Annotated in this window: 20 protein-coding genes; 15 read left to right on the top strand and 5 right to left on the bottom strand. The window is 49.2% G+C overall.

All coding sequences use genetic code 11. The features are described from left to right. Positions 1-17 precede the first annotated feature (17 nt). Genes CVV44_07295 through CVV44_07285 form a run of 3 tightly spaced genes read left to right on the top strand, consistent with a single transcriptional unit; the run spans position 18 to position 2686 of the window. Positions 18-1442, top strand: coding sequence for a hypothetical protein (locus CVV44_07295; GenBank protein ID PKL40014.1), 1425 nt, complete (start codon positions 18-20; stop codon positions 1440-1442). Between the two features lie 16 nt (positions 1443-1458). Continuing rightward, complete coding sequence (locus CVV44_07290) at positions 1459-1902, top strand: small multi-drug export protein (GenBank protein PKL40013.1); 444 nt, start codon at positions 1459-1461, stop codon at positions 1900-1902. 4 nt (positions 1903-1906) lie between these two features. After that, entirely contained in the window at positions 1907-2686 is a 780-nt protein-coding gene (locus tag CVV44_07285; GenBank protein PKL40012.1) for a carboxylesterase, read from the top strand. Positions 2687-2722: 36 nt separating this feature from the next. Here the strand turns inward: CVV44_07285 and CVV44_07280 are convergent, their stop codons facing one another. Both CVV44_07280 and CVV44_07275 read right to left on the bottom strand, forming a co-directional pair. Continuing rightward, a complete protein-coding gene (locus CVV44_07280) occupies positions 2723-3919 on the bottom strand; it encodes an MFS transporter (protein ID PKL40011.1) in 1197 nt (398 codons plus the stop codon). A gap of 173 nt (positions 3920-4092) precedes the next feature. Further along, a complete protein-coding gene (locus tag CVV44_07275) occupies positions 4093-4365 on the bottom strand; it encodes a hypothetical protein (GenBank protein PKL40010.1) in 273 nt (90 codons plus the stop codon). A gap of 189 nt (positions 4366-4554) precedes the next feature. Here CVV44_07275 and CVV44_07270 point away from each other — a divergent pair, with 189 nt between their 5' ends. After that, complete coding sequence (locus CVV44_07270; GenBank protein PKL40144.1) at positions 4555-5853, top strand: guanine permease; 1299 nt, start codon at positions 4555-4557, stop codon at positions 5851-5853. A gap of 91 nt (positions 5854-5944) precedes the next feature. Next, positions 5945-7117 (top strand): cysteine desulfurase, encoded by a 1173-nt coding sequence (locus tag CVV44_07265; GenBank protein ID PKL40143.1) that lies wholly within the window; start codon positions 5945-5947, stop codon positions 7115-7117. Here the strand turns inward: CVV44_07265 and putP are convergent. Next, positions 7110-8570 carry a sodium/proline symporter PutP gene (putP, locus tag CVV44_07260; GenBank protein ID PKL40142.1) on the bottom strand — a complete coding sequence of 487 codons (1461 nt, stop codon included), beginning with the start codon at positions 8568-8570 and terminating at the stop codon, positions 7110-7112. The two genes, CVV44_07265 and putP, sit on opposite strands and share 8 nt — an antisense overlap. A gap of 226 nt (positions 8571-8796) precedes the next feature. Here putP and CVV44_07255 point away from each other — a divergent pair, with 226 nt between their 5' ends. The 10 genes from CVV44_07255 to CVV44_07210 all read left to right on the top strand — a co-directional run bounded on the left by CVV44_07255 (position 8797) and on the right by CVV44_07210 (position 22985). Then, positions 8797-9552 carry a 1-acyl-sn-glycerol-3-phosphate acyltransferase gene (locus CVV44_07255; protein ID PKL40009.1) on the top strand — a complete coding sequence of 252 codons (756 nt, stop codon included), beginning with the start codon at positions 8797-8799 and terminating at the stop codon, positions 9550-9552. Continuing rightward, positions 9549-10619 (top strand): hypothetical protein, encoded by a 1071-nt coding sequence (locus tag CVV44_07250; protein PKL40008.1) that lies wholly within the window; start codon positions 9549-9551, stop codon positions 10617-10619. The genes CVV44_07255 and CVV44_07250 overlap by 4 nt, the downstream gene beginning before the upstream one ends. Positions 10620-10850: 231 nt before the next feature. Further along, the gene (locus tag CVV44_07245) at positions 10851-11831 is read left to right on the top strand and encodes a hypothetical protein (GenBank protein ID PKL40007.1); all 981 of its coding nucleotides are present in this window, start codon (positions 10851-10853) and stop codon (positions 11829-11831) included. 65 nt (positions 11832-11896) lie between these two features. After that, positions 11897-12538, top strand: coding sequence for a glutaredoxin (locus tag CVV44_07240; protein ID PKL40006.1), 642 nt, complete (start codon positions 11897-11899; stop codon positions 12536-12538). Between the two features lie 84 nt (positions 12539-12622). Continuing rightward, positions 12623-15223 carry a hypothetical protein gene (locus CVV44_07235; protein PKL40005.1) on the top strand — a complete coding sequence of 867 codons (2601 nt, stop codon included), beginning with the start codon at positions 12623-12625 and terminating at the stop codon, positions 15221-15223. A gap of 147 nt (positions 15224-15370) precedes the next feature. After that, positions 15371-16135 (top strand): hypothetical protein, encoded by a 765-nt coding sequence (locus CVV44_07230; protein PKL40004.1) that lies wholly within the window; start codon positions 15371-15373, stop codon positions 16133-16135. Between the two features lie 95 nt (positions 16136-16230). Further along, complete coding sequence (locus CVV44_07225) at positions 16231-17856, top strand: hypothetical protein (GenBank protein PKL40003.1); 1626 nt, start codon at positions 16231-16233, stop codon at positions 17854-17856. A 32-nt stretch (positions 17857-17888) separates the two neighbouring features. Then, positions 17889-21074 carry an AcrB/AcrD/AcrF family protein gene (locus tag CVV44_07220; GenBank protein ID PKL40002.1) on the top strand — a complete coding sequence of 1062 codons (3186 nt, stop codon included), beginning with the start codon at positions 17889-17891 and terminating at the stop codon, positions 21072-21074. A gap of 220 nt (positions 21075-21294) precedes the next feature. Continuing rightward, positions 21295-22449 carry a glycosyltransferase gene (locus tag CVV44_07215; protein PKL40001.1) on the top strand — a complete coding sequence of 385 codons (1155 nt, stop codon included), beginning with the start codon at positions 21295-21297 and terminating at the stop codon, positions 22447-22449. Positions 22450-22601: 152 nt separating this feature from the next. Beyond that, positions 22602-22985 (top strand): two-component system response regulator, encoded by a 384-nt coding sequence (locus tag CVV44_07210; GenBank protein ID PKL40000.1) that lies wholly within the window; start codon positions 22602-22604, stop codon positions 22983-22985. A 16-nt stretch (positions 22986-23001) separates the two neighbouring features. Here the strand turns inward: CVV44_07210 and CVV44_07205 are convergent, their stop codons facing one another. Continuing rightward, the gene (locus CVV44_07205) at positions 23002-23688 is read right to left on the bottom strand and encodes a carboxylate--amine ligase (GenBank protein PKL39999.1); all 687 of its coding nucleotides are present in this window, start codon (positions 23686-23688) and stop codon (positions 23002-23004) included. After that, positions 23630-25063 (bottom strand): hypothetical protein, encoded by a 1434-nt coding sequence (locus tag CVV44_07200; protein PKL39998.1) that lies wholly within the window; start codon positions 25061-25063, stop codon positions 23630-23632. Before CVV44_07200 ends, CVV44_07205 begins: the two co-directional genes overlap by 59 nt. Positions 25064-25107 lie beyond the last annotated feature (44 nt).

Below are 25107 nucleotides of genomic sequence, written 5' to 3'. Positions count from 1 at the left end.
CTTAATATTGGCATATAATGATGTATGTCAGGAGGATAGCGATGAAAAAAATACTTATGGGTCTCCTGCTTGCGGCGGTTACCGTCGTCACAGCCTGTGAAGATACGGAAACCATGGCTGTTACGGGCAGTTATTTTAAGGATGCGGCAGGTGGCGTTATTACCTTCCGCGGCGTCAATATGGCCGGTAATTCAAAGGTGCCTGATTTTATGCCGATAAAGAGTCCCGAAGTATTGGACCCTCTTCCCGGATGGGGAATAAACGTCATCAGGTTCCTCTTTACCTGGGAGGCCTATGAGCCCGAGAGGGGTGAGTATAACCGGGAGTATATGGAGTATTATAAAAACGTGGTAGACTGGGCCTGGGAACGGGGGATACATGTCATCGTCGATTTTCACCAGGACGCCTTTTCCCGATTTCAGATACACGGATGCGGCGAGGGATTCCCGGAATGGGCCATTCCCCCGGAGGTCAGCAAGGATACGCCCTGCAATGATTCGAGCTGTAAAATATGGGGAGCCGAGATGATCTGGGACTTTGATATGCACACATGCTGGAACCGGTTTTACCTTGATAAATACGGCGTGCGGACCAGCTTTCTTGAAATGGTTGACAGTGTTTCCACCGAGTTCGGCGATCACCCCGGTGTTCTTGGCTATGATCTTCTCAATGAGCCATGGGGTGATGAGATCGATGAAATAGCGGTCCTTTATGAAGATGAGGCGGAAATAATCCGCGGTAATGATCCTGATTCGATTCTTTTTCTCTGCCCCCACGCCCTTATCAGCGCCGGAAATACATCGGAACTGCCGGCCATGTCTTTCGGCAATTACGTCTATGCACCCCATTACTATGACGGCTCCATCATCACTATTAATATGTGGCTGGGCACCTCGCCCGATGCGTCCCTGGACAAGCAGAAAAAAAAGGCCGACGCATGGAAGGTCCCCATATTCTGGGGGGAATTCGGTGTCAATGCCACGGCCCTGGGCGGAGCGGCCTACATGGATCTCTTCTATGCCTGGCTGGATAGATACCATGTCTCAGGAACCCAGTGGAACTATACACCGGGATGGACGCCGGAAAAGTATGACGGTCACAATGATGAAAATCTGAGTATCGTGGACGACAAGGGAAAACTGCGGGCCAATTACCGCATACGTCCCTATGCGAACCGTGTCGCCGGAATACCGGTTAAGTTTCAGGTGGATAGGAAGGATTCGGGAGCCCTTAAGGTATTTATGGAATGGGATCATGACAGCAGCATAGGAGAGACGAGGATATTTCTTCCCCGGGAGGCCCTTTTCGGTGATGTTGGATATACCGTTGCATCATCGGGAAGCTATCTCACCTATGCCTATGATGATGCCGGGTTATATCTGCTCATCACGTCACCCGTATCGGAAAGAAAGAGCATCACCATTACATCGGATAATTATTGATACGGAGATATGGGTTATGAAAATTTTAATTCAGATCGTCACCGTCATGGTTATAGGGGCCGGCTTTTTCTGGGGCGGATTCCCAGCGGCCCTGGCCTTTAAATTTCCCGTTCTTATAGCAGGGGTCATCACAGCGGCCGGAGCTGAACTGGCCGTGTTGATAGTTGTTGTCATGGGCGGTCCGCTGCAGGCGGTTTTGAGAAGAAAGTTTCCATCATGGATAGAGAAAACGGAAAAGGGAAGAGTGGGGGTGATATGGCAGAAGTACGGCATGCCGGGCCTGGGCCTTGTCTCGCCCATTCTCCCCGGCGCGCCCCAGGCGGCCCTAATCGGTCTCGTATTGAGCGCCAGTCCGCGGCGGGTAATTCTGTGGGTGTCCCTGGGGATTATTTTCTGGAGCGTGGCCGTGACTGCGGGACTTGCACTGGGCATTGAAGTTATAGCGAAGTTTATACAATAACAGGATGAAGATAATCATGAATTTGAAAGCCATACCTTCTATCATGCCCAACTCGCAGGCGGTCCTTCGAATCTCGAATCGGGAAAAAGGCGTCTTGCTCCTCCATGGTTTCAAGGGATCGCCTTTTGAGATGAAATACCTCGGAGAAAAACTATCGCAGCAAGGATATTCAATTTCCATTCCGCGCCTTCCAGGTCATGGAACTTCCATAGCTGATATGACGCGCAACACGGACCGGGACTGGCAGACATCGGCGCGCGAGGCTCTTGTGGAACTGAAGAGCTATTGCAACGAGGTGTCGGTAGTCGGGTTATCCATGGGCGGTATCCTGGCCATTCTTCTGGCAAGGGAATATACGGTACAAAAACTGGCACTGCTTTCGGTACCCTGTTCCATAAAAGAAAAAAGCATATACCTGGCCCCCCTTGTCGGTCTCTTCAAAGACATACTTCCCGGCGAGGATGTCACGAAGGGGCTGGTGTCCGAAGAAGCCCGGCGGATTCATGAATCATACAGTTCCGGCATTCCCGTGAAGCAGTCATGGCACCTTTTCAGATTGATTCGCCGGGGCATGAAGGCACTGCCCGGTCTTGACTCCGATATTCTTCTCATGCAGTCACGTAACGACCGGGTCATCCCGCCGCATTCCATGGACTATATTTACAATGCCGTCTCTTCGCAGAAAAAGGAAAAAATATTTCTTGGTAAGAGCGATCATGCCATAACCGCCGATCTGGAAAAGGAATTCGTGGCACAGCAGGTGACGGCTTTTCTCGGCCGGTAATTATAAGCCCGGGCAGGGGAGTCCGGAGGAGGATCATCATGCCGCGTTCTGCGGCACCCGGACTCTTGAAGCTGAAAAGAAATTGACCACGGCGATTATCGCGCCCAGGATGAAGACATACTGGTATCCCAGTTTCGACCAGATGAGCCCGCTTACCAGGGCTATGCTGATGGAAAAGATATGGTCGATACTCACGCCCATGGTGAGAGTGGGATTCACATCGGAGGGCTTAACGGCGATTTTTTTAAGATAGGTGGACCTGGCCATAGTGACATACATGAGGAGCTGGTCCGCGATGAAGCAAACCGATGCGATGATAAATGCCGTTGTCTCGGAGAAAATGATCTTTGCGAAGCCGTATCCCATGCAGACAAAAACCAGCAGCACCGCCTCCATCATCAGAACACGGCGTTCCCCGAAACGGTCTATTGCCCGTCCCAGGAGGGGATTGAATACTATCCCTACGATTCCACCTATGGTCATGAGGGTGGCCACGATTGAAGTACTTTTCCCGTATACCGTCACCAGTACCCACGGCGCGAAGGTGATGAAGAGCTGCTTGCGCGTACCATAGAGGATGTTGAGCCAGTAAAAGAGTCCGTATTCCCTGCGCAGGATGAATTTGCTTTTCGCGCTCTGCTTTTCATCGGGCTTGAGCGAATAGAGCAGGACCGATGAAACGAGAAGGCCCGCCGCTGCGATGGTGAAGGAAAGGGAAAAATTAAAATTAAAGAACCTGAATCCAATAAATATGATAAAGCTGCCTGTTATGGCGGCCAGGTTTGACACGGCGCTGAATTGACCCAACCGTTTCCCCGTTTTTCCCCCGTGGGCGAACTCCATGCCGATGCTCTGCATGAGGGGAAGAAACAGGTGCTGCCCCATGCTGAAGACAAAAAGCCAGATAAGCATGATGGGATAGGAGGAAGAAAAATGTCCTATGAGCAGGACTCCCAGGGCGGCCAGGAGGTGTGACAGTGCCGCAAGCCGTCGTCCCGGGAGGAAGAAGAGCAGCAAAGATACGAAAACCACGAGAAAACCGGGCATCTCCCGGGGCAGCTCCAGGACACCCCGTTCCAGGTTTCCCATATTGAAGGATTCGCTGAGGAAGTTGTTGAAGATGGTGTTGAAAATGGCGATGGAAAAACCGAAGAGCGCCACGGAAAGGGCGAATCGCGCGAGACCCTGTGGTCTCCGGGAAAACCTGTGCCGGAATGAATCGTATGTTTTCATTTATTTTTCTCTGGTCATCGGTATTTTGGATGCAATCCAATTGACTATCGCGGATAAATGCAATCTCTTTTCCGTAAATATTGAAGGCAGGGGAATTTTCATCTTTTTTTCTTAATATACCCTCCAGATGGGAAAAATTTTATCATGGCAGTTGACTCTTGCCCGGTTTTTGATTATATTCCTTCGATTTTTATATAAATAAAAAGGAGAAGAGTATGGCTAAGGTCAAATGTGTTCACTGTCATGAACTGGTTTTTGAAATGGCGCCGGAATGTCCTCATTGCGGTCGTCCCGTGGCTAACAAGGATGCCCCGGTAAATGTGCCCCCCATGTCGAGGAAGTGGGATAAAAAACATATGAAAAAAACGAGCCCCGTTGTGATTTTTCTTTCCATCGTCGCTTTCCTGCTCATGGTAGCCGCTGTTGTGTATATCACGTTTTTTCATTCGAACAGATCTGCAAGCCAAACAGGGTATTATCATCCTGCATTGAGCACCAATACGGTGAATTTTTCCCCGACATCGGATAAAAAATGTTGTCCTTAAATGCCGACGCCATATAGTATTGATACCTGAGACCGGGAGCTTCGTTTGATGACCTGCCGGCTCAGTATCATACGTTGTGCCGGAGGCCTCATGAAACGCTTTTTTGAATCATACTTTCATCTTTCAGAGCGCGGCACCGATGTAAAAACCGAAATCATTGCCGGTGTTACGACATTTCTCACCATGATGTATATTGTGCCCCTGAACGGTATCATCATGAAAGACGCCGGTATGCCCATTGAAGCCGTCATCACGGCCACGGCCCTCATCTCCATGTCGGCCACCATGTTCAATGGATTCTGGTCCAATACGCCCATTGCCATGTCCGTGGGCCTGGGACTCAACAGCTACTTCACCTATGCCCTGGTGCTGGGGGAGAAACTTCCCTGGCAGACCGTTCTGGGAATTGTTTTTCTCTCGGGCGCCCTGTTTCTTGTTCTTACCGTTACGCGGGTAAGGCGCCTTATAATCGAATCTATTTCAGCCGAGTTCAAAATTGCCGTTTCGGCCGGCATCGGCATTTTTATCGCCTTCATCGGCTTGAAGCAGATGGGGATCATCGCTGCTCATCCCGTGACATACCTGACACTGGGGAATCTCTCGGATAAAAACGTTCTTCTGGGCGTGACCGGTATTTTTCTCATCACGGCGCTGATTCTCCGGCGGGTCAGGGGCGCCTTTATTATCGGCATTGCCCTTACCTCCATGGCAGGATATGCGGCAGGTGTATCGGCCCTGCCGGCTTCCTTTACATCGATGCCCGCTTCCATAGCTCCTTTATTTTTAAAGCTTGATATTGCCGCGGCACTGACACCTGCCCTTATCGCTCCTATCATCACCTTCATGCTCACGGACCTTTTTGACAGCCTGGGTACCCTTGCCGGTGTGGGATACCGGGCCGGTATTTTTGATGACAGCGATTCGCGGCCTATCCAGAAAACCCTGGAGGCCGATGCGGCGGCAACGGTTCTTGGATCGCTCCTGGGACTCTCCACTACGACCAGTTTTATCGAAAGTGCGTCGGGAGTCGAGGAGGGGGGAAGAACCGGGCTTACTGCCGTGGTCACGGGCCTCCTCTTTATCCTGACACTGTTTATGCTTCCCCTTTTCACCGCCATTCCGGCCAATGCCATATATCCCGTGCTGGTCATGGTGGGTGTCTTCATGTTTGCCGATCTGAAGAAAATAAATTTCGGCGATTTTGAAACGGCCCTGCCGTCCTTTCTCATTATTGTGATGATGCCCCTGACTTTTTCAATTACGAAGGGACTGGCCGCCGGTTTTATAGCCCATGTCTTTATTAAGCTGGTGACGGGGAAATTCCGCGAACTCAATGCCGTGATAATTATCCTGGCAATGATATCGGTGCTGGCCTTTGTGCTCGATTGAGAGTGGAAAAATCATAAAAAAGAATTAAAAATATTGAAAAAATAGATAATATTGTCATACTTGACCCTGGAGATCAATGGGGGGACAGGATATGAATGTGGACAGGACCATCTATTTTGATAATGCGGCTACATCATTCCCCAAACCGGAAGCGGTTACAACTGCCGTAACGAACTACATGACGGTTGCGGGAGGCAATCCCGGCCGTTCAGGACACCGGCTGTCCATTGAGGCTGGTGAAATTGTTTTTTCAGCGCGTCAGGCCATGGCCGATCTTTTCGGGGTCGCCAATCCCATGCGTGTCATATGCGCCTTTAACGCCACTGATGCCATCAATCAGGCCATCCAGGGTGTGCTGCGGCAGGGAGACCATGTTGTCACCACTTCCATGGAGCACAACAGCACGGCCCGTCCCCTGAAGGAACTGGAAAAGAGCGGCCTCATCTCTCTCTCCGTTGTTCGATGCGGCACCGGCGGCCACATGGATATTCATGATATGACCGGCGCCATAACGGCGAAAACGCGTATGGTCGTGGTGAACCACGGGTCCAATGCTTTCGGAACAGTGCAGCCTATTGGGGAGATGGGCCGGATATGCAGGGAAAGGGAAATTGTCTTTTTAGTTGACGCAGCCCAGACCGCGGGGATTGTCCCCATAAACATGAAGGATGACGGTATCGATCTTCTTGCCGTGGCCGGGCATAAGGGACTCTACGGTCCCACAGGCACGGGGGCCCTTATTATCGCCGATGATTTTGATCATACCACCATCAGGCCCCTCAGGTACGGCGGGACAGGCAGCCTTTCCGACAGGATAGAGCAGCCCGAATTTCTGCCCGATTGCTTCGAGAGCGGCACCCTCAACACGGCCGGTCTGGCGGGTCTTGCGGCCGGTCTGGATTTCCTGGCAGGATATAAGGGAGGACTTCGGGGGATCATGGAACATAAGAAAAAACTTGTGCATCATTTCCTGGAGCGTGCCGCTAAAAATGTGGCGGGATTCACGGGATATGTTTCTTCCGATGATATCATAACCGGTGTGGTATCGTTTAACCTGCAGGGGAGGAGTTCCTCCGAGGTGGCCCAGTTTTTATCCGACGATTATAACATCATGTGCCGCGCCGGACTGCACTGTGCTCCCCTTGCTCATGAGACCATGGGCACGTTTCCGGCCGGAACCGTTCGTTTCGGCTTCGGGCTCTTCAATACCACGGACGAGATAGACACGGCTATTGAGGCCCTGAACAGACTCGGACTCAGTTGATCTCCCCGCTGTTTATCATATCGAAATCGGACAGTATTTTCTCATTCCTTTGAGGAATAAAACGGCTAACGGCCGTCATAACGATGATATTGGACGCGAAACCGGGCACAATTTCATACATGAAACCGCCCAGCCCCATGCTTTTCCACAGGACCAGCGTGACCGTGCCCGTTATCATTCCTGCAAGGGCCGCCTGCCACGATGTTTTTCGTGAAAAGAGGGCGAAGAGGACCAGTGGACCAAAGGCGGCCCCGAAACCTCCCCAGGCATAGGCCACCAGCCCCAGTACCGTGTTGTCGGGATTCATGGCCAGGAGCAGTGCTATCACTGAAATAATGATAACGCATATACGGCCCATGAAGACCAGTTCTCTCTGCGATGCGTTATTTCGTATAACCTTGTCATAGAAATCCTCGGTCAGGGCCGATGATGAGACGAGGAGCTGCGAGTCTATGGTGGACATGATTGCCGAAAGAATGGCAGCCAGCATGATGCCCCCGGTCCAGGGATTGAATATTTTTGCCACCATGTAAATGAAAACCTTCTCCTCATCACCGCCGTGGAGATCGGGGAACATTGCAATGGCGGTGAATCCCACGGCCACGGCCCCGGAGAGTGAAAGAATAACCCATGTGACTGCTATGAACGTGGACCTGGGCAGGTCCCGGGCTGAACGTATCCCCATGAACCGTGCCAGTATATGGGGCTGGCCAAAATAGCCAAGTCCCCATGCAGCCGCGGAAAACATTGTGAGGAGTGAAAACCCGGTGCCGAATAATTCCAGCGGAATATTTTTCACCGTCATTGCCCCGATGACGGCATCGGTACCGCCCAGAGAGTTGATCGCCGCGAGGGGAACCACCACTATGGCCATAACCATGAGCGCTCCCTGGACAAGGTCTGTCCATGACACGGCGAGGAATCCGCCCAGGAATGTGTAGGCAATGATGACAATTCCTCCTATCAGCACGGCCAACCGGTAATTCATGTTGAAAATTGACTCAAATAGTTTACCCGAGGCAACAAGACCCGAGGATGTATAGATAGTAAAAAATATAAGCGTGATGACAGCCGACAGTATCCGCAGAAGGCCCGTGGGGTCCCCGAACCTGCTTTCAAAGAAGGATGGGAGCGTTAGGGAGTTGTATAATTGTGTGTAAATCCTCAGACGGCGGGCCACAAACTGCCAGTTGAAAACCGTACCGATGAAGAGTCCCAGGGCGATCCACAGCGCGGTTACCCCGCCCAGGTAGACGGCGCCGGGGAGGCCCATGAGGAGCCAGCCGCTCATGTCGCTGGCCTGGGCTGAAAAGGCCGTAACCCATACGCCGAGGCTCCTGCCTCCCAGGAGGTAATCTTCCAGGTTTGCGGTACGGCGGTAAAAATAGAGCCCCATGCCCAGCAGTAGTATAAAATAGAGAATGAATGTGGCCAAAGCGGATGGTGATATCATGGCGGTTCCTCTGTCTCTTGCAGCCTGTACGGAGATTATGCTGTTATTCTTTAAGAACATTTTTCATTCTTCCCCGGCAATGTCAAAAAAAAATTAAATTTTTCAATTGACGAATTTTCCGGAAGGGCATTGTAATCAAAGCTGATAATTCCCTGCAGGGAATGAATAAACAGCAATCAAAGCATATGTTTCTGTGCATATTTCATCTGATAGTCCGGAGCTGGATATGAGACACCGTCTGATAACTGCATATTTTATCATACTCGTGGGGGTTACCTCCATCCCCTTTTATATTCTTAATCTGATTTTAAGGATACTCACGGGTTTCTTTGACAGGAAGCTGCAGATAATCCACATGGTGACCTGCTTCTGGGGATCCCTTTATACATACCTTATGCCCATGTGGAAAATCAGGACTTCGGGTCGGGAAAATATCCGCCGCAATGCCTGCTATATGGTGGTATGCAATCATCAGTCGCAGCTTGATATACTGGTGGCCTTCAGGCTCTATTTCCATTACAAATTTGTTTCCAAGGCGGAAATATTCAGGGTCCCTCTCATCGGGTGGAACATGGTTCTGAACCGCTATATCAGGCTGAACAGGGGGGACAAGTCGAGCGTTGAAAAAATGATGCAGGACTGTGAGCGAACGCTCGACGAGGGAAGCTCGGTCTTTTTCTTTCCCGAAGGCACACGGTCAAAGGACGGCAAGATTAAGGATTTCAAGACCGGCGCCTTCATCCTTGCGAAAAAAAAGAAAGTTCCCATACTGCCCATCGTGGTGAGGGGAACCGGTGAGGCCCTGCCCAAGTATGTAATGAAAACCGAAGGGGTTCACCAGATCCGCATGCGCGTGCTGCCCGAAATACCCTATGAGCAGTTTGAAAACCTTACATTGGAAGAAACAATTTCCCGGGTGAGAGATGTCATGATACAGGGGCTTGCAAATCTTGAGGAAGATTTTACAAAGGAGAGACCATGAAAGAAAAAGTGTTCTTCATACCGGTAAAAGACAACGAGTCTGATTCTGCCGTTGCACAACGGGTAAGGAACTGCCTGTCCGAAAAAATGCTCCTGGATCATGTAAAAGACCGCGACATGGTGGCTATTAAAACACATTTTGGTGAGACGGCAAAATCGGGTTATGCCCGTCCGGAACTTATAAAGACCCTGGGCGGGATTGTTACTGAAAAAAAAGGCCTTCCCTTTCTGACCGAGACGTCGACTCTGTACAAGGGAAACAGAAACAACGCCGTTGAACACATCATGCTGGCTCATCGGCACGGATTCGGTTATGAAAACACGGGCCTTCCCATCATCATGGCCGACGGGTTGCTGGGCGACCAGGAAACGGAGGTTTCGGTCGGGGGGCGTCTCCATGAATCGGTGCATGTGGCCGCCCTGGTTTCCATGGTTCAGTCCATGATTGTTGTTTCCCATTTTACCGGGCATCTGGCTGCCGGTTTCGGCGCCGCGCTCAAAAATATCGGCATGGGGCTTGCCAGCCGCAAGGGAAAGCTTAACCAGCATTCCACGGCGAAACCTTCCATTAAATCAAAAAAATGTACGCAATGCGGCGTCTGCATCACATGGTGCCCGGAATCGGCCATAACCATGGGCGATGACAGTGCCGTGATAGACAAGGCGATGTGCATAGGCTGCGGTGAGTGCCTGGCAGTGTGCCGCTTCGATGCCGTGGGTTACAACTGGGCAGTCACTTACGAAGACCTGCAGAAGAAGGTTGTGGAACATGCCCTGGGTGTAGTCAGGGCATGTCCCGGTAAAATACTTTTTGTTAATGTGCTTACCCGGATGTCGAAAGACTGTGATTGTATGGACAGCTTTGAAAAAATGCTTCCCGATATAGGCATTCTCATATCATTCGACCCTGTTGCCGTGGACGCCGCTTCACTGGACCTGGTGGAAGGCCGGGGAGGCAAAAGTCTGTCCGATATGGCCTATAATATTCCGTACCGCTGCCAGATCGATCATGCCCGTGACATCTCATTCGGCAATCCCGATTACGAACTGGTGACATACCAGGGCTGATTGCAATCGATTTTTTTTATTGCATTTCCTGCCCTTATCGGGTAACTTCTTAAATAATGCCATCACAGATTTTTGTGATCCTCCTGAGTGGATATTAAAGAGAGGGCACAGGTAATGTAAAGCCCCCGGCGGATAAGTTATAATTATTTTCAGGAATTCGCTGTCGCCACCCCCAAAGGGGGTTAGGATAAGATTTGTGAATCTCAATTATTTAATTTGGAGAGTGCTGTCATGGATTTCAACCTGAGCCTGGGAGCCTTTACTGATACCAAACAGTTCGTTTCCATGGACCCGTCAGTAGTGTATGATATAATCATCCTGGGGGGCGGTCCTGCCGGTCTTACGGCAGCGGTGTACTGTATGCGCAAGGGCCTGAAGACCGGCATTATCATCAGGGATCTGGGGGGACAGGTTGCCGAGACTGCCGGCGTGGAAAATTACATGGGATACCGGTACATCAGCGGTGTTGAACTGGTCGACAAGTTCCAGGGACAGGTGCAGGAGTTCAGCATCGGCTTCGAGACGGGTGCAACCGTTCAGTCCCTGGAAGGGGGACCCGTGAAAAAGATACACCTGGAAGACGGCCGCCTGTTTCAGGCGAAAGCGGTTATTGTCACGACGGGAAAATCATGGCGCAGGCTCGGTGTTCCCGGCGAAAAGGAATTTACGGGTCGTGGCGTGGCGTATTGCACAACCTGTGACGCGCCTTTTTTTGCCGGAAAAAAGGTCGTGGTGGTGGGAGGCGGCAACAGCGGCATTGAAGCGGCCATCGATCTGGCCAGGCTTGCCACCCATGTCACCATTGTTCAGTTTCTTGATACTCTCACGGGGGATAAGATTCTCATTGAAAGGTTGAATGAATTCTCAAACGTTGATATTATCTATGAGCATGAGGTGACGGAAATAAAGGGAGACGCAAGCGTTAATACGGTTGTTGTGCGGAAAAGGAAGAGCGGAGCCGGGAAGGATATAAATGCCGACGGTATTTTTGTTGAAATCGGACTCATCCCCAACAGCGGATTTCTGAAAGGAACAGTGGAGCTCAATGAAGCGGGCGAGATCAGCATTGACTGCGCCTGCCGGACCAGTGTTCCCGGAATATTCGCCGCCGGGGATGTGACATCGGTCCCCTTCAAGCAGATTATCATCGCCGCCGGCGAGGGGGCCAAGGCGGCCCTGTCGGCCTGCGATTATGTTTTGAAAGGGGAATAAGCGTATTTCATGATGATGAAAAGGCGCTATCATGGAAAAAATGAAAAGTAACGGGAGGTTCCACCATGGCATTATTCGATCAGAAAATTCAGGATCAGCTGAAACAGGTTCTCGGACAGATGAAGGAACGGGTCAACCTGGTTTTTGTGACGCAGGAATTCGAATGCGGTTCCTGCAGCGACACCCGGCAGTTTGTCGAGGAAATCACAGGTCTTTCCGATAAGCTGAGCCTCACCGTATATGATTTCCAGAAGGATGGGGATAAAGTGAAGTCCTACGGTGTTGATAAGATCCCGGCTATTGTTCTTCTCTATGCTGATAATAAGGATAGAGGCATCCGGTTTTACGGCCTGCCGGGTGGATATGAAATCAATTCCTTCATGCAGAGTATACTTGAGGTGTCGGGCCATGGTGAAGAACTTCCCGTGGGAATAAAGGACCGCATAGGGAAAATAAAAAAAGATATTCATATTCAGGTGTTCGTGTCCCTGGGATGCCCCTACTGTCCGCAGGCGGTGAGCACGGCGCACCGGCTTGCCCTGGAGAATGATAAAATAACAGCCGATATGGTGGAGGCTTCCACTTTCCCCCATCTGGCCAACAAGTACAATGTCAGCGGCGTGCCGAAAATTATTATCAATGAAACACATGAATTGACCGGTGCCCATCCTGTCGCCGGTTTTCTCGATGAGATTGAGAAGATATAATAACTAAATTATTGCAATAGAAAGAAAAGCCCCTGATGAAAGGGGCTTTTCTTTTTGCTCCATTCTATTAAAAAATTCTGAACCATGTTTACCTCTATTGACATCTACCGGTGTGTATGGGACAATTCTAATAGAAGTTATTTATACTGTAAATTGCATGTATTTCACAATGACATATATGAAAAAGGTGATATGAAATCAGTCCATGGGAAAATAGTATTTTTTACTACGATCTTTCTCATTTCAATTGCCGGATATGCAGAAAGATTATCCGTGGAAACGATTCTGCTTGATGAAACATTTTCCTTTATAAATATCACTCCTAAAATCCGCTACTTTGAGGACCATGGCGGGACCCTTACAATTGATGATATTACGGCCCGAAACAAGGACTGGCGGGCATTAAATGTAAACACCACCCGTTTCGGTTATTCCCGTTCAGCCTTTTGGTACACCTTTACGCTCGAAAACCGAATGCCCCGGGACGGGGGTATCTATCTTGAGATTGATTTCCCCACTGTTGATTACATCGATCTGTATATTCCCGACGGAAAAGGGGGCTGGATTCATAAAGAGGCGGGAGATATGATCCCCTTCAAAAACAGGGACATTCCCGACAGGAATTTTATCTTTACCATTCCCGAGAATAAAACATATCAGAGCATATATGTGCGCATACAAACTCTTGGCTCTCATAAATATTCCTTCCTCCTGAAGACGCCGGAATTTTATCTGGACACACTGGGTAAAATACTATCGGTATACTGGATAGTCTGGGGATGGTTTCTATTACTTGTTCTGTATAATATTTTCATTTATTTTTCAACACAGGAACGGATCTATTTGCTTTTTATTATCCCTGCCTCGGTCACAGGCATGGAGCAGTTCATCATTAGGGGATTCGGAGCCCAGTATTTTTTTCCGTCAGGCGGGAAATGGATCAATATCGCCATGCCTTTTTTATGGGCCGTGATGATTCTTTCCGGGACTCAGTTTTACCGGCTATTTCTGGGGAGTAAAAAACTTTTTCCAAAAATGGACAGGCTCATTGTATGGATAATACAGATCCCTGCCTTTGTGATGATGATACTGTCACTATTCCTTCCCGTGGATATCATAATGCAAGCCGTATTATATATCTTTCTGCTGGAAATACTGTTGATAGTAATAATCATGGTAAGGGCCGCTTTAAAAAAAGTCAGGCAGGCTTATTTCTTAATGGCCGGATTTGTACCGATTTTCGTTATCAGCATACATGGTATTTTAATAACTTTAGGATTCACAGAAGGCAATTTTTTAAAGCTTTACGGTATTGAATTCACCCTTTCAGGGGTAATATTTTTTTCCTCCCTGGGTCTGGCTGATAAATTGAACATATTGAAAAAAAATCTGGAAAAATCGGAGGCCCAGGTCAGGGAGCAGAACAGTGAACTCATGGCAGCAAACGAGGAACTGGTAGCTACGAACGAGGAATTCGAGGCACAGAACGAGGAGCTGATGACTGCCTACCGAAGCCTTGAAGCTGAAGAACAGCGTTTCAGTGAAATGACCGGCATGCTCCCTCAGGCGGTATATGAAATGGAATTAAATGGAAAGCTGACGTATGTCAATGAGTTCGGTTATGACATGACGGGTTATACGTCCGATGATTTGAAACGGGGCATGAATGCCCTGGATCTGCTGGTTCCGGAAGATAGAAAAAAGGCCGCTGAAAATTTTATCAGCATACTTTCCAGCAGCGATGTACATCCCCATGACTATACGGTTATGCGCAGGGACGGTACAACCATTCCGGTCCTTATCTATACACGCACCATTATGCGCGATGGCAGTCAAAAGGGGTTCCGGGGCGTCATCATCGATATCACGGAAAGAAAAAGGGCCGAGGCCGTGCTGATCCAGAATGAGAAGATGATGACCGTGGGCGGCCTTGCCGCGGGCATGGCCCATGAGATCAACAACCCGCTGGGGATTATTCTCCAGGGCGTGCAGAATACTATACGCCGTTTTTCCCCGGAGCAGGAAAAAAACAGGAATATCGCCGAAGAGATGGGCCTTGATCTGGGACTGGTCGGCCGGTACATGGAGGAGAGAAGGATCACCTATTATCTCAGAAGCATTGAGGAGGCCGGGGGCCGGGCTGGAGATATCATCGCCAATATGCTCAATTTCAGCCGGAAGACCCGACAGGAATTTTCATCATGCAATATTAATTCCGTGATCGATGAGGCTATCACTCTGGCGGAAAAGGACTATGATCTGAAAAGGAAATATGATTTCCGGCATATTGAGATCGTTCGTAATTATTATGAGGAACTTCCGGAATTGTATATCCAGAAAACGGAGATGGAACAGGTTTTGCTCAACCTGTTGAAAAATGCGGCCCAGGCTATAAGCGGTATGGCGGAGGAGGGCGGACATCCCCGTATCACTATCTCTACGGCATTTTCGGGGGACAGAGCTGTCATAACCATTGCTGATAACGGACCTGGCATGGATGAGGATATGTCCCGTCATGTTTTTGAGCCTTTCTACACGACAAAGCCCGTGGGCGAGGGAACGGGCCTGGGTCTGTCCGTGGCCTATTTCATCATTACGGGGAACCATAAGGGGAGTATTGAGGTTGTCTCCCGAAAAGGGTTCGGGACCACCTTTATCATCGGACTCCCCCTTAGCCGGAAATAGCCGGATACTTTCTTTTTATCGTATCAGCGTTTTTCTTGTCATTTTTTCCTGTATTTTATTAAAAAAGCATGCCTGTTATTGACTTTAACCATAAAGTTAAATATATTAACCGTAAAGTTAAAATGTTTAACTGAAAAGGTAAAATACATGAAGTATCCTAAAAAGGAAGATCGGGAAGCCAGGGAGCATATTCTTCTGGCTGCCAAGAAGGAGTTTGCCGCCCGGGGATTCCAGGGAGCCAGGATGGCTACCATTGCCGAAACTGCCGGAGTGAACAAGGCCCTCATTCATTATTATTTCGATAACAAGGAATCCCTCTATATGGAAATTTTGGAGAGGATGATCGGTCTGGCGAAAACCGATTATGATATCCCGCTCTACATGGACAAAATTGACCTCTCCTCGCCGCAAAAAATGTATATCCTCACCTACCTGCTCATCATGTCACATCTCAGGGCATCGGATCGGGAAGGAAATGACATCATGCTCTGGGAGGTCGCCGAGGGCGGTAAATTCCTGAAAATGATCAATGAGGCGTCCCTTGCCCCGCGACAGAAGGCCGTGCTGAAGCTGATCTCCGAGGGCGTGGAAAAGGGAGAGTTTGAGACGAAACATCCCACCCTGGTCCTGCAGGGGCTTTTCGCCATGGCCATATCTTTCCAGATAGAGATTGAACGAAAGTTTAAACCCACTCTTTTTGAAATGCATGGCAATATCAGCGAAGAAGATTATCTTTCTTTTTATCTTGAATATATATTCAAGATGCTCTGTCCCCGCGGGAGATCCCTGGATATACCCGAGGTGCCGCAGGAAATCCTCCGGTACATAGACCGGCTCATCGACATCATGAAGCATGAGGGGATTTCGGAAAAAATGGTCGATGCCATGATGGAGCTCATCATAGGGAAATAAAGCAGGGATACGGAGAAATCGTACATCCCGTAATTAGTATCAGATTATACTATCACATATTAATCATACTTATAAAAAACAGGGAAGGAATTATCATGAACACCAGACTATCGACGTTGATTATTATTGTACTCACGGTATTTTTCTTTGACGCGTATGCGCTGAAGGCCCAGGAAAAGGAAGGCCGGAACGGGAACAACATGAAACCGGCTACGGTGGAGCTGGCCGATGAACCGGCCGTGGTGATCGGTGGTGTCAGGATAACCCTGGCCCAGGCGATCCGCCAGGCCATACAGCAGAACTACGACATCCTGGCCGGGAGTTACGACGTGGCCATGAGCGATACCTACTATGAGCAGTTTCAGAAAAAGTACTCAATCTTTCTGAACGCCGAGGGTGGATACAAGTATCAGAAGAATATTGATGCGCAGGTCTTTGCCTATGGAGAAAAGTATCAGAGCCTTGACACCAGTGTATCTCTGGCGAAAATGTTTGATACGGGCACCACAGTGGCTGCCGGTGTCAGTCATACCTATATGGACAAAACCCCGCAGAGTTATGATCCAAGTCTTCTTACACCGACACAGCTTGAGGTGCTTTCTCTTTTCGGTGGAATGATGGGCCCAAACCAGTATAATATACCCGTTCTCTTTGTCAGCGTCCAGCAGGAGTTGTTGAAGAACGGTTTTGGTTACAATGAACGGCGTCAGGCGCAGATACTGAAAAACGCCGGAAAAATGCAGAAGGACCAGATCGTATCCATGCTCTCCATGGTGGTCGTGGGCGTCATCGCCGATTACTGGACCGTGGTACTGAATAAGACGCAGCTGGATAACGCCGAGCTGCAGCTTCAGGAAACGAAGAAAGTACGGAACATCGTTGTCCGCAATGTCAATCTCGGCCTGGCCGACGGGTTCAATATCAATTATTCTAACCTGCTCGTGGCCGGAGCCGAGGCCAGCGTTATTTCGGCGCGGCAGAAATATCAGGATGCCCTGCGCACCTTTCTCACCACGGTAAACCTGGGTGAAGATGTCAACGTGGCCGGTTCGGCCGTTTTCGGCAATGTGATGCCCGGCCTGGACGAGGAGTCGGCCCTGAAGACCGCCTATGAGAAAAGAGCAGACTTCCGAAATGCCCTGCTGGCCGTGGAGAATGCGCGGCTTGAACTGGAGATGCTTTCCCGCGACGCCATGCCGTCGCTCACCGCCGAGTTGAACATGTCCACCATGGCCCAGAATGAAAATTTCGGCGGGGCCTACGGTGATGCCGCCGCATTCAAATATCCGTCTTTTGAGGCCCGGGTAAAGATGACCTATCCTCTCGATGACCGCGAACAGGTGATCAATGAACGCAACGCCCGCTTTAAAATGAAACAGGCCCAGATCAACCTTGACAAGACGCGGCGTACAGTCCGGGACGATATAAAATCAAAAATGGAAGCGGTGAACACGGCCCATGAGCTGTATAAAAAAGCCAGCGAGGCCCATGTACAGGCCGAGGCCTTTTACTACAAGATGCTCCAGAGCCTCCAGCGGGGCAGGCTCTCATCGGCTGACGTGAAGAACGGTCTTGACGCCATGGTGAGCAGCCGCCAGCAGGAGCTTACGGCCCTGGTTTATTTTAATGTTTCCATGCTGCAGTTCGAAGTGGCTAAAAACGAACTCTTTGAAAGATACGAGATCAATGTTGACGATTACATCCCCAAAGATACTAAATAGTAACTGAACTAAACCTGCGTGGAGGAAAATAGATGAAAAAAATATTCGGCTCTCTGATGAATCAGAAGCTGCTCATAAACCTGGTAGTTGCCCTTATTATTCTGGCTGGATTTGCGACGATGAAAAAGATAAACCGTGAGGCATTCCCGGAAGTCAATTTTGACATGGTGACCATTACCACCATTTATCCCGGAGGTTCGCCCGATGAACTGGAGCAGCTGGTGTCGATACCCATTGAGGAGCAGCTTCGCGAGGTGGACGGCCTGGACAAGGTGCGGACCTACAACATTGAGAATGTGTCCGTTGTGGCGGCCTACATCGATGACAAGGTTTCCGATAAGCCGGGAGTTGTCCAGGACATAAAGGATGCCGTGGACATGGTGGATAATCTGCCTGACAAGGCGGAAATGCCCGAGGTGAAGGAGATCAAACTGGATAAGAAAATGGCCGTGAACATCGCTGTTTTCGGCGCCAGGGATGATGTCCCCTACCGGGAAATCAGAGAGGCGGCCGATAACCTGAAGGATTTTCTTTATGATATAGACGGCGTGGCCGAGGTGGAAACCAGCGGTTACTATGACAGGGAGTACCTTGTGGAGGTTAATCCGCGAAAACTCCTGCAGTACAGACTGGGCATCAATACGGTAATTAATACACTGAGAACAAGAAACCTGGACCTGCCCGGGGGTACTCTGAAGGTGGGGGACGAAGAATATGTTCTCAGGACAAAGGGGCAGTTTCAGAATGTTGATGAGGTCCTTAACACGGTAATGATGTCCAATGATGCGGGGTTTGTGACCCGCATAAAAGACATCGGCAACGTGGAAGACTCTTTTGAGGATGCCACGGTGCGTGAAAGGTACAACGGAAAGGAAGCGGTTACTCTGCTTGTCTGGAAAAAACTCAGTGCCGATGAAATCAGGCTCGTCGATGAGATTAAGGAAAGGCTGACCGAATATTCGCCGCCTCACGCAAAAGATGTGAAAATTGAAATCATGTATGACTGGAGCACGCTGACGCGCAACAGGATATCGGCGGTACTTACGAATTTTTTCATAGGTCTCATCATCATGGCAGTTATACTCATGGCCCTGCTGGGGCCACGGATTTCGGCTATCGTTTCCGTGGGGATTCCCCTGGCTTTCATGATGGCCTTCATGGGCATGAAGATAACGGGGATTACATTAAATGTTATCAGCCTCTTCGGCCTTATCATGGTACTGGGCATGATCGTTGATTTCAGTATTGTCGTGGCAGAAAACAGTCACCGCTACATGGAGTTAGGATTTTCCCGTTACGACGCCATCCTCAAGGGAGTCAGCGAAGTTTTCTGGCCCGTCACTGTGACCTTTCTCTGTATTTCCGCGGCTTTTGCCCCGCTGCTGTTTATCAGCGGTCTCATGGGGAAATTTATCTTTGCCATACCCACGGTGCTGATGATCTGTCTCGGCGCTTCATGGTTTATTGCCATGTTCATACTGCCCACGCACCTGAACATGTTCATGAAGGAAGAGATACATAAAAAAGGCGGCGATGATAATGAGGCCGGTGTATATGAGAAGGGTCTCTTTGGGAAAGTGCAGCACAGGTATCAGCATTTACTGGAAAAGGTGCTGAAACATCGCTATATTACGGTTGCCGTTCTTATTGTTCTGCTGATAGGATCCTTGGGTCTGCTGAAGATAGTGGGCTTTGTATTTGTCCCCAAGGGCGGTGCAGAACAGATGCAGATAAAGACCTTTATGCACCAGGGGACGAACCTTGAGGCAAACCTCCGGCAGATGAAGGAACTGGAAAAAATCATTCTCAGGCTGCCAAAAGATGAATTGATTGGTGTAAAGGCCCGGGTCGGCATCGAAGAAGCAGACGGTCTTGATCCGAAACCTGGAGAGGGGACGCATAAATCAACCTTCACCGTGTATCTCACTCCAGATAAAGAGAGGGAACGCGATGCCTATGCCATTGAGGCGGAACTGAGGAAAGGTGTAGCTGCGGCCAGGAAAAAAGGTTTACTGCATCGGGACCTGGTTATTCTTTTCAATGTCCAGGAGCATGGGCCGCCCACTGGAAAAGCTGTCAATGTTGAAATACGGGGAGAGGATTTCTCTGTCCTGAAAAAAATATCCGATGAGTATATTGCCGAATTACGCAAGATTAACGGCGTACGGGATATTACGCTGGACCTGGAAGAGGGAAAACAGGAGTACCGCTACTTTATCAAGGAAGTGATGGCGGCACAGACCGGCGTTTCCGTGTACGATGTGGCAATGTCGCTTAACGCGTCATACCAGGGCGCTGTTGCAACCAGTACGCGGATCGGTGAAGAAAACGTTGACGTCCGGGTTCGTTTTCCCGAGTATGAGCGGAAAAGAATGAAAAGCCTGAAAGAGGTGATAGTATCCAATAACAGGGGAGGACTTATACCTCTGGACGCAGTTACCGGTGTCCGGCAGCAGCCCGGTTATTCGCAGATAAACCGTTTGAATTATAAACGGATCGTTCAGGTCCAGGCCAATGTTGATATGAATGTAATAACATCAATGCAGGTCAATAACATGCTGAAAGAGAAATTTGCCGGCATTTCCAAGAAATACAAGGGGTATGATATCGCCTACGGCGGGGAGCAGGAAGATACGGCCGAGACGATGGGTGAGATGGGTACATTGTTCCTTTTCGCCCTTCTGGTCATATATATTCTGCTGGCCGCTTTTTTCAATTCGCTTATTCTTCCGGCAGTTGTCATGAGCGCCATCCCCTTTGCCCTTGTCGGTGTTATTCTGGCGTTCCTTGCCCATGGGCAGATGCTTTCCTTCAGCAGTTTTCTCGGCATCTTCAGCCTGGCCGGCGTCATCGTGAGCAACACACTTGTATTGGTACAGTTTATAAATAATCAGCGCGACGAAGGGTTGGAACTCAGAGAGGCACTCATTCAGGCCGGCGTTATCCGCCTGCGACCTGTTATGCTGACTGCCGGGACGACAGTACTGGCGCTTTTTCCCACGATTTACGGCATTGGCGGAAAAGATTTTTTCGTGGCGCCTCTTGCTCTTTCATTCGGTTATGGTCTGGTGTTCGCCACGGTTATAACACTTTTGCTGATTCCTTCTTTCTATTATATCGCGGAAGACATGAAAATGAAAATGGCCCGATTTTTATCAAGGTTCGGCATCACCATGCGGGGCACTATTTATGCGAGTCCTAAAAAAGAGAGTGATTGAAACCGGAATATATTCTGGATGGAAACAGCATATTGTTGATGCATCATTAGATAACATCATCTCGGTGCAAATATAATGCGCAGGGTGAGATATATCTCAACACGTATCTGTCAAAAGGCCGGCATGCGGTATCTCGATGATTGCTGTTCGATGTTGTATAGTATCTGATTTTACCGGTAAGAGACTTTAGAGATTTGTGCATTAGAAAGGGGGATCGGTTATGGGTAAAGAACGCCGGCTGAAAATAGTAATGGTTGCCGATGTTTATGACGGCTCCCGGAACGGCGCCATGGTTTCCACGGAGCGTTTCGTTAATCTGCTGCGAAAAAAACATGAGGTAACGGTTCTGTCCACAGGAAAAGAACTGCCGGGCAAGGTTGTTCTCCCCTCTTTTTACGTTCCCATACCGGGTATTCGAAGCATTATGGAGAAGACCGGCTTTCCCTTCGCATGGCCGAAACGGGAGCTTCTCGAAAAGGCCTTTACCGGTGCTGATGTTATTCACATACAGTTTCCCTTTTATCTTGGCATACGAGCTCTGTCCATTGCCCGGAAAATGGGCATCCCTGTTGTCGCTTCGTTTCATGTCCAGCCCGAGAACATGATTTACAGTCTGGGGATAAGGTCCGAGTATTTTCTTAAAATACTATACCGGTTTTTTCTGAAAAGAATGTATAATAAGGTGGAGGCGGTAATATGTCCCAGTAAGTTTGCTGAAAGTGAACTAAAAAATTTCGGCCTTACAACTCCCAGCTTTGTCATATCGAATGGCATAATGCCGGAATTCCGGCCGGTGAAAATAAAAAAGGATGATTCGCTCAAGGATAAATTTATCATATATTCAGTGGGAAGGCTGGCCAGGGAAAAACGACATAACCTGATCATGGAAGCAATCATGAAGTCCAGGCACAGGGAATACATACAACTCGTCCTGGCAGGAAAAGGGCCCCTTATAGGGCAGCTGATTGAACAGGGAAAAGCAATGCCCGTAAGGCCCATAATCGGTTATGTGTCTCATGCCGATTTGATAAAATATTATAATATGGCCGACCTCTATGTCCATACCTCCGAAGTCGAACTGGAGTCTCTTACCGTGCTTGAGGCTATTGCCTGCGGCCTTCCCGTACTTATCGGTGATTCAAAAATAAGCGCGGCGCAACAGTTCGCCCTCAATGACGCATTCATTTTTTCCAGTGGCAATTCCAGGGACCTGGCTGATCAGATTGACTACTGGTTTGAACACCGGAATGAGCTGGCAAAGGCTTCCAAAGATTACTTTGAGCTTTCCAAAAGGTACCGAATTGAAAAATCAATAGAAAAACTGGAATATGTCTATTATGAAGCACTTTCACAGGGCTCGGTTAATCGCAGCTGAAATTAACTTTGTTACAACTCGTAAAGAGTTTCGCTGATATTTTTTTGCCAGCCCTGAACTTTCCGACCAACTGGATTTTTTATCACCTGCCGGGAAAAATATTCTTGCATTAAAAGCAGAACAGGTAGTAAAATTATCTACAAGGAATAACTATGAGTGAAGGTGAAATCAAGGTCCTCGTCATTGATGATGAGAAAATGGTGAGCAACATACTGAGAGATTTCCTCGAAGATGAGGATTTTACCGTAGAGATAGCGCAGAGCGGCTCGGAGGCCCTGGAAAAGATCAGGGCAAATTCCTACGACGCCGCCGTTGTAGATATGACTCTTAATGATATGGATGGCGACAAGCTTATCAAGAAAGCTCTGGCGATAGACTCCTGTCTGCTCTGTCTCATACATACCGGTGCCGTCGATTATACCATTTCTACTGAACTGGCCGACCTTGGGATATCGGATGAGCATATATTTTTTAAACCCATCCATGATATGACGGACCTCAGTAATCGCATCAGATCCCTCTTGAAGGAGCGTTGAGTCCCCTCCTTGCGTATTAGTCCTGCCCTTTCGCGTTTTTCAGAATAACCAGGGCATCAACGGCAACGGGCCTGTTACCGGCAATGATAAGGGGATTGATGTCTATTTCGGCAATCTCATCATGTTCGCAGGCAAGATTGCCCAATCCCACCAGTGCCTGAGCCAGGGCTTCCTTGTCAACGGCGGGACTGCCGCGGAATTCATCGAGCAGTTCCCGTGTCTTCAGTTCATTGATCATCTCCAGGGCATCATCATGGGTGAGAGGGGCGATTCTGAAGGATATGTCCTTCAGGACTTCCGTGAAGATTCCTCCCAGGCCGAACATAATGCAGGGACCGAAATTGGGATCCCTTGTCATACCGATGACAAATTCCCGGTTTCCCTTTATCATTTCCTGGACCAGCACTCCTTCCAGCGAGGGACTGCGGTTGATAATATCATCATAGGCGCGGGCCACATCATCATCACTGCTCAGATTCAGCATGACCATGCCGGATTCTGTCTTATGCATGAGCGTATGGGAGCATCCTTTCAGAACAACGGGGTATCCCATGGCAGAGGCCCGGGCAACCGCCTCTTCCCTGGTTTGAGCCAGGTATTCCGTGGTAATGGCTATTCCGGCCTCGCGGATCACCAGTTTTGATTCATATTCGGAGAGTGCTTTCTGGTTGTTCTGAATTGCATTCTGCAATATTTTCTTCATAAACGGGGCTCCTTCTGTTGATAAAATCGGTATATTGATATGACACGGCAAGGGCCCTTACAGCCTCTTCCGGTGATTCAAAGAGCGCCAACTGATGCTCTTTCCGAACCGCCAGTATTTTCCCAGTCGCATTGGGGCAATATATGGCCGCCGGTTTTTGATAATGTTGACACATTTTCTGCAGTTCCAGCAGAACGTCAATGACAAATGTCTGCCAGATGCTGGCCAGGGGCAATATTGCATCGACTTCCTTTGCCGAGAGGAGTATCTCAAATATATCCAGATAGGTCTTGGGAAGGGCAGGGCCTATATCTACGGGATTCTTCACGTTGAATGTCTGACCGGTTTTTTTTAACTTCTCCTGCGTTTCAGGAGAGAACTGGACGAGGGACAGACCCGCCTCGGTCAGGAGGTCCGCGGTGATGCCGCCGAAGGCTCCTGAGTTGGTAAAGAGAGCGATATTTTTTCCCCTGAGAGGGGGCATAGTGGTAAATATTTTCGGAAGTGAATGCAGTTCGGTTATGGACCGGGCGCGGATAATGCCGGACTGGCGGCAGGCCTTGTCGAAAACAGCATCATTGTTTGCCATGCCCGCTGTGTGCGACATGGCAGCCTTTGAACCGGCTTCGGTTCTGCCCACCTTGAAGGCTATTACCGGTTTACCGGCGTTACGGGCGGTGTCCATGAGTTTGCGTCCGTCCTTGATATTCTCCAGGTACATGCAGATTACCTGTGTGTCGTCGTGCGAGAAGTATTCGATAAGGTCCGATTCATCGATGTCCGATTTATTCCCGATGCTGACCATTTTATTGACGCTTATCACGTCGGTCACGCAGGATTCAAGGACCAGGACGCCGACGCCTCCGCTTTGGATGATATATGAAATCGTGCCATCGCGGCTGTTTAACTCGTTTATCATATCGATCATGATGTGGTTGACACCATAAAAACTGCAGAAATGACTCTTCGTGTCGAGTGTCCCGAGACAGTTGGGGCCCAGGAAGCGCATGTTATATGAACGGGCAATCTCATTCATCTGCTCCTGGAGGATGGTTCCCGAATCACCTTCCTCGGAAAATCCCGCACTTTCAATGATGACACGCCGGATACCCTTTTCACCGCATTCCTTCATAAACTGGGGCACTACCTGCGCTGGTGTTATGATGATTGCCAGGTCTGCCGCTTCCGGAAGGTCCATGACTGAAGGGAATCCCTGGCATCCCTTTACATCCTCGCCCTTCCTGTTAACGGCATAAACCCTGCCACTATATTTCAGATATTCCTTCAGGGATTGGCAAATGGTGGCTCCCAGGTTAAAAGTCCCATTGGAGGCGCCGATAATAGCTATTGATTCCGGACTGAAAAATTTTTCCATGTGTGCCCACCTTTTATAAATAACATATTGGATATGAACATTAA

The organism is Spirochaetae bacterium HGW-Spirochaetae-1, assembly GCA_002839375.1.
Taxonomy (GTDB): Bacteria; Spirochaetota; UBA4802; order UBA4802; family UBA5550; genus PGXY01.
Note: the sequence above shows the minus strand (reverse complement) of the source record. Positions and strands in the feature narration are given on the sequence as shown.

What these genes read in the sequence shown, in the direction of transcription:
- CVV44_07235 (PKL40005.1), top strand. Translation starts at nt 12,623, where the DNA reads ATGTTTACCTCTATTGACATCTACCGGTGTGTATGGGACAATTCTAAT.
- CVV44_07220 (PKL40002.1), top strand. Translation starts at nt 17,889, where the DNA reads ATGAAAAAAATATTCGGCTCTCTGATGAATCAGAAGCTGCTCATAAAC.
- CVV44_07265 (PKL40143.1), top strand. Translation starts at nt 5,945, where the DNA reads ATGAATGTGGACAGGACCATCTATTTTGATAATGCGGCTACATCATTC.
- CVV44_07200 (PKL39998.1), bottom strand. Translation starts at nt 25,063, where the DNA reads ATGGAAAAATTTTTCAGTCCGGAATCAATAGCTATTATCGGCGCCTCC.
- CVV44_07205 (PKL39999.1), bottom strand. Translation starts at nt 23,688, where the DNA reads ATGAAGAAAATATTGCAGAATGCAATTCAGAACAACCAGAAAGCACTC.
- CVV44_07275 (PKL40010.1), bottom strand. Translation starts at nt 4,365, where the DNA reads ATGAAAAAACGTGATATACACAACAGCGGCTACCATGAGCAGGAAAGC.
- CVV44_07285 (PKL40012.1), top strand. Translation starts at nt 1,907, where the DNA reads ATGAAGATAATCATGAATTTGAAAGCCATACCTTCTATCATGCCCAAC.
- CVV44_07255 (PKL40009.1), top strand. Translation starts at nt 8,797, where the DNA reads ATGAGACACCGTCTGATAACTGCATATTTTATCATACTCGTGGGGGTT.
- CVV44_07210 (PKL40000.1), top strand. Translation starts at nt 22,602, where the DNA reads ATGAGTGAAGGTGAAATCAAGGTCCTCGTCATTGATGATGAGAAAATG.
- CVV44_07230 (PKL40004.1), top strand. Translation starts at nt 15,371, where the DNA reads ATGAAGTATCCTAAAAAGGAAGATCGGGAAGCCAGGGAGCATATTCTT.
- CVV44_07245 (PKL40007.1), top strand. Translation starts at nt 10,851, where the DNA reads ATGGATTTCAACCTGAGCCTGGGAGCCTTTACTGATACCAAACAGTTC.
- CVV44_07215 (PKL40001.1), top strand. Translation starts at nt 21,295, where the DNA reads ATGGGTAAAGAACGCCGGCTGAAAATAGTAATGGTTGCCGATGTTTAT.
- CVV44_07250 (PKL40008.1), top strand. Translation starts at nt 9,549, where the DNA reads ATGAAAGAAAAAGTGTTCTTCATACCGGTAAAAGACAACGAGTCTGAT.
- CVV44_07290 (PKL40013.1), top strand. Translation starts at nt 1,459, where the DNA reads ATGAAAATTTTAATTCAGATCGTCACCGTCATGGTTATAGGGGCCGGC.
- CVV44_07270 (PKL40144.1), top strand. Translation starts at nt 4,555, where the DNA reads ATGAAACGCTTTTTTGAATCATACTTTCATCTTTCAGAGCGCGGCACC.
- CVV44_07280 (PKL40011.1), bottom strand. Translation starts at nt 3,919, where the DNA reads ATGAAAACATACGATTCATTCCGGCACAGGTTTTCCCGGAGACCACAG.
- putP (PKL40142.1), bottom strand. Translation starts at nt 8,570, where the DNA reads ATGATATCACCATCCGCTTTGGCCACATTCATTCTCTATTTTATACTA.
- CVV44_07225 (PKL40003.1), top strand. Translation starts at nt 16,231, where the DNA reads ATGAACACCAGACTATCGACGTTGATTATTATTGTACTCACGGTATTT.
- CVV44_07240 (PKL40006.1), top strand. Translation starts at nt 11,897, where the DNA reads ATGGCATTATTCGATCAGAAAATTCAGGATCAGCTGAAACAGGTTCTC.
- CVV44_07295 (PKL40014.1), top strand. Translation starts at nt 18, where the DNA reads ATGATGTATGTCAGGAGGATAGCGATGAAAAAAATACTTATGGGTCTC.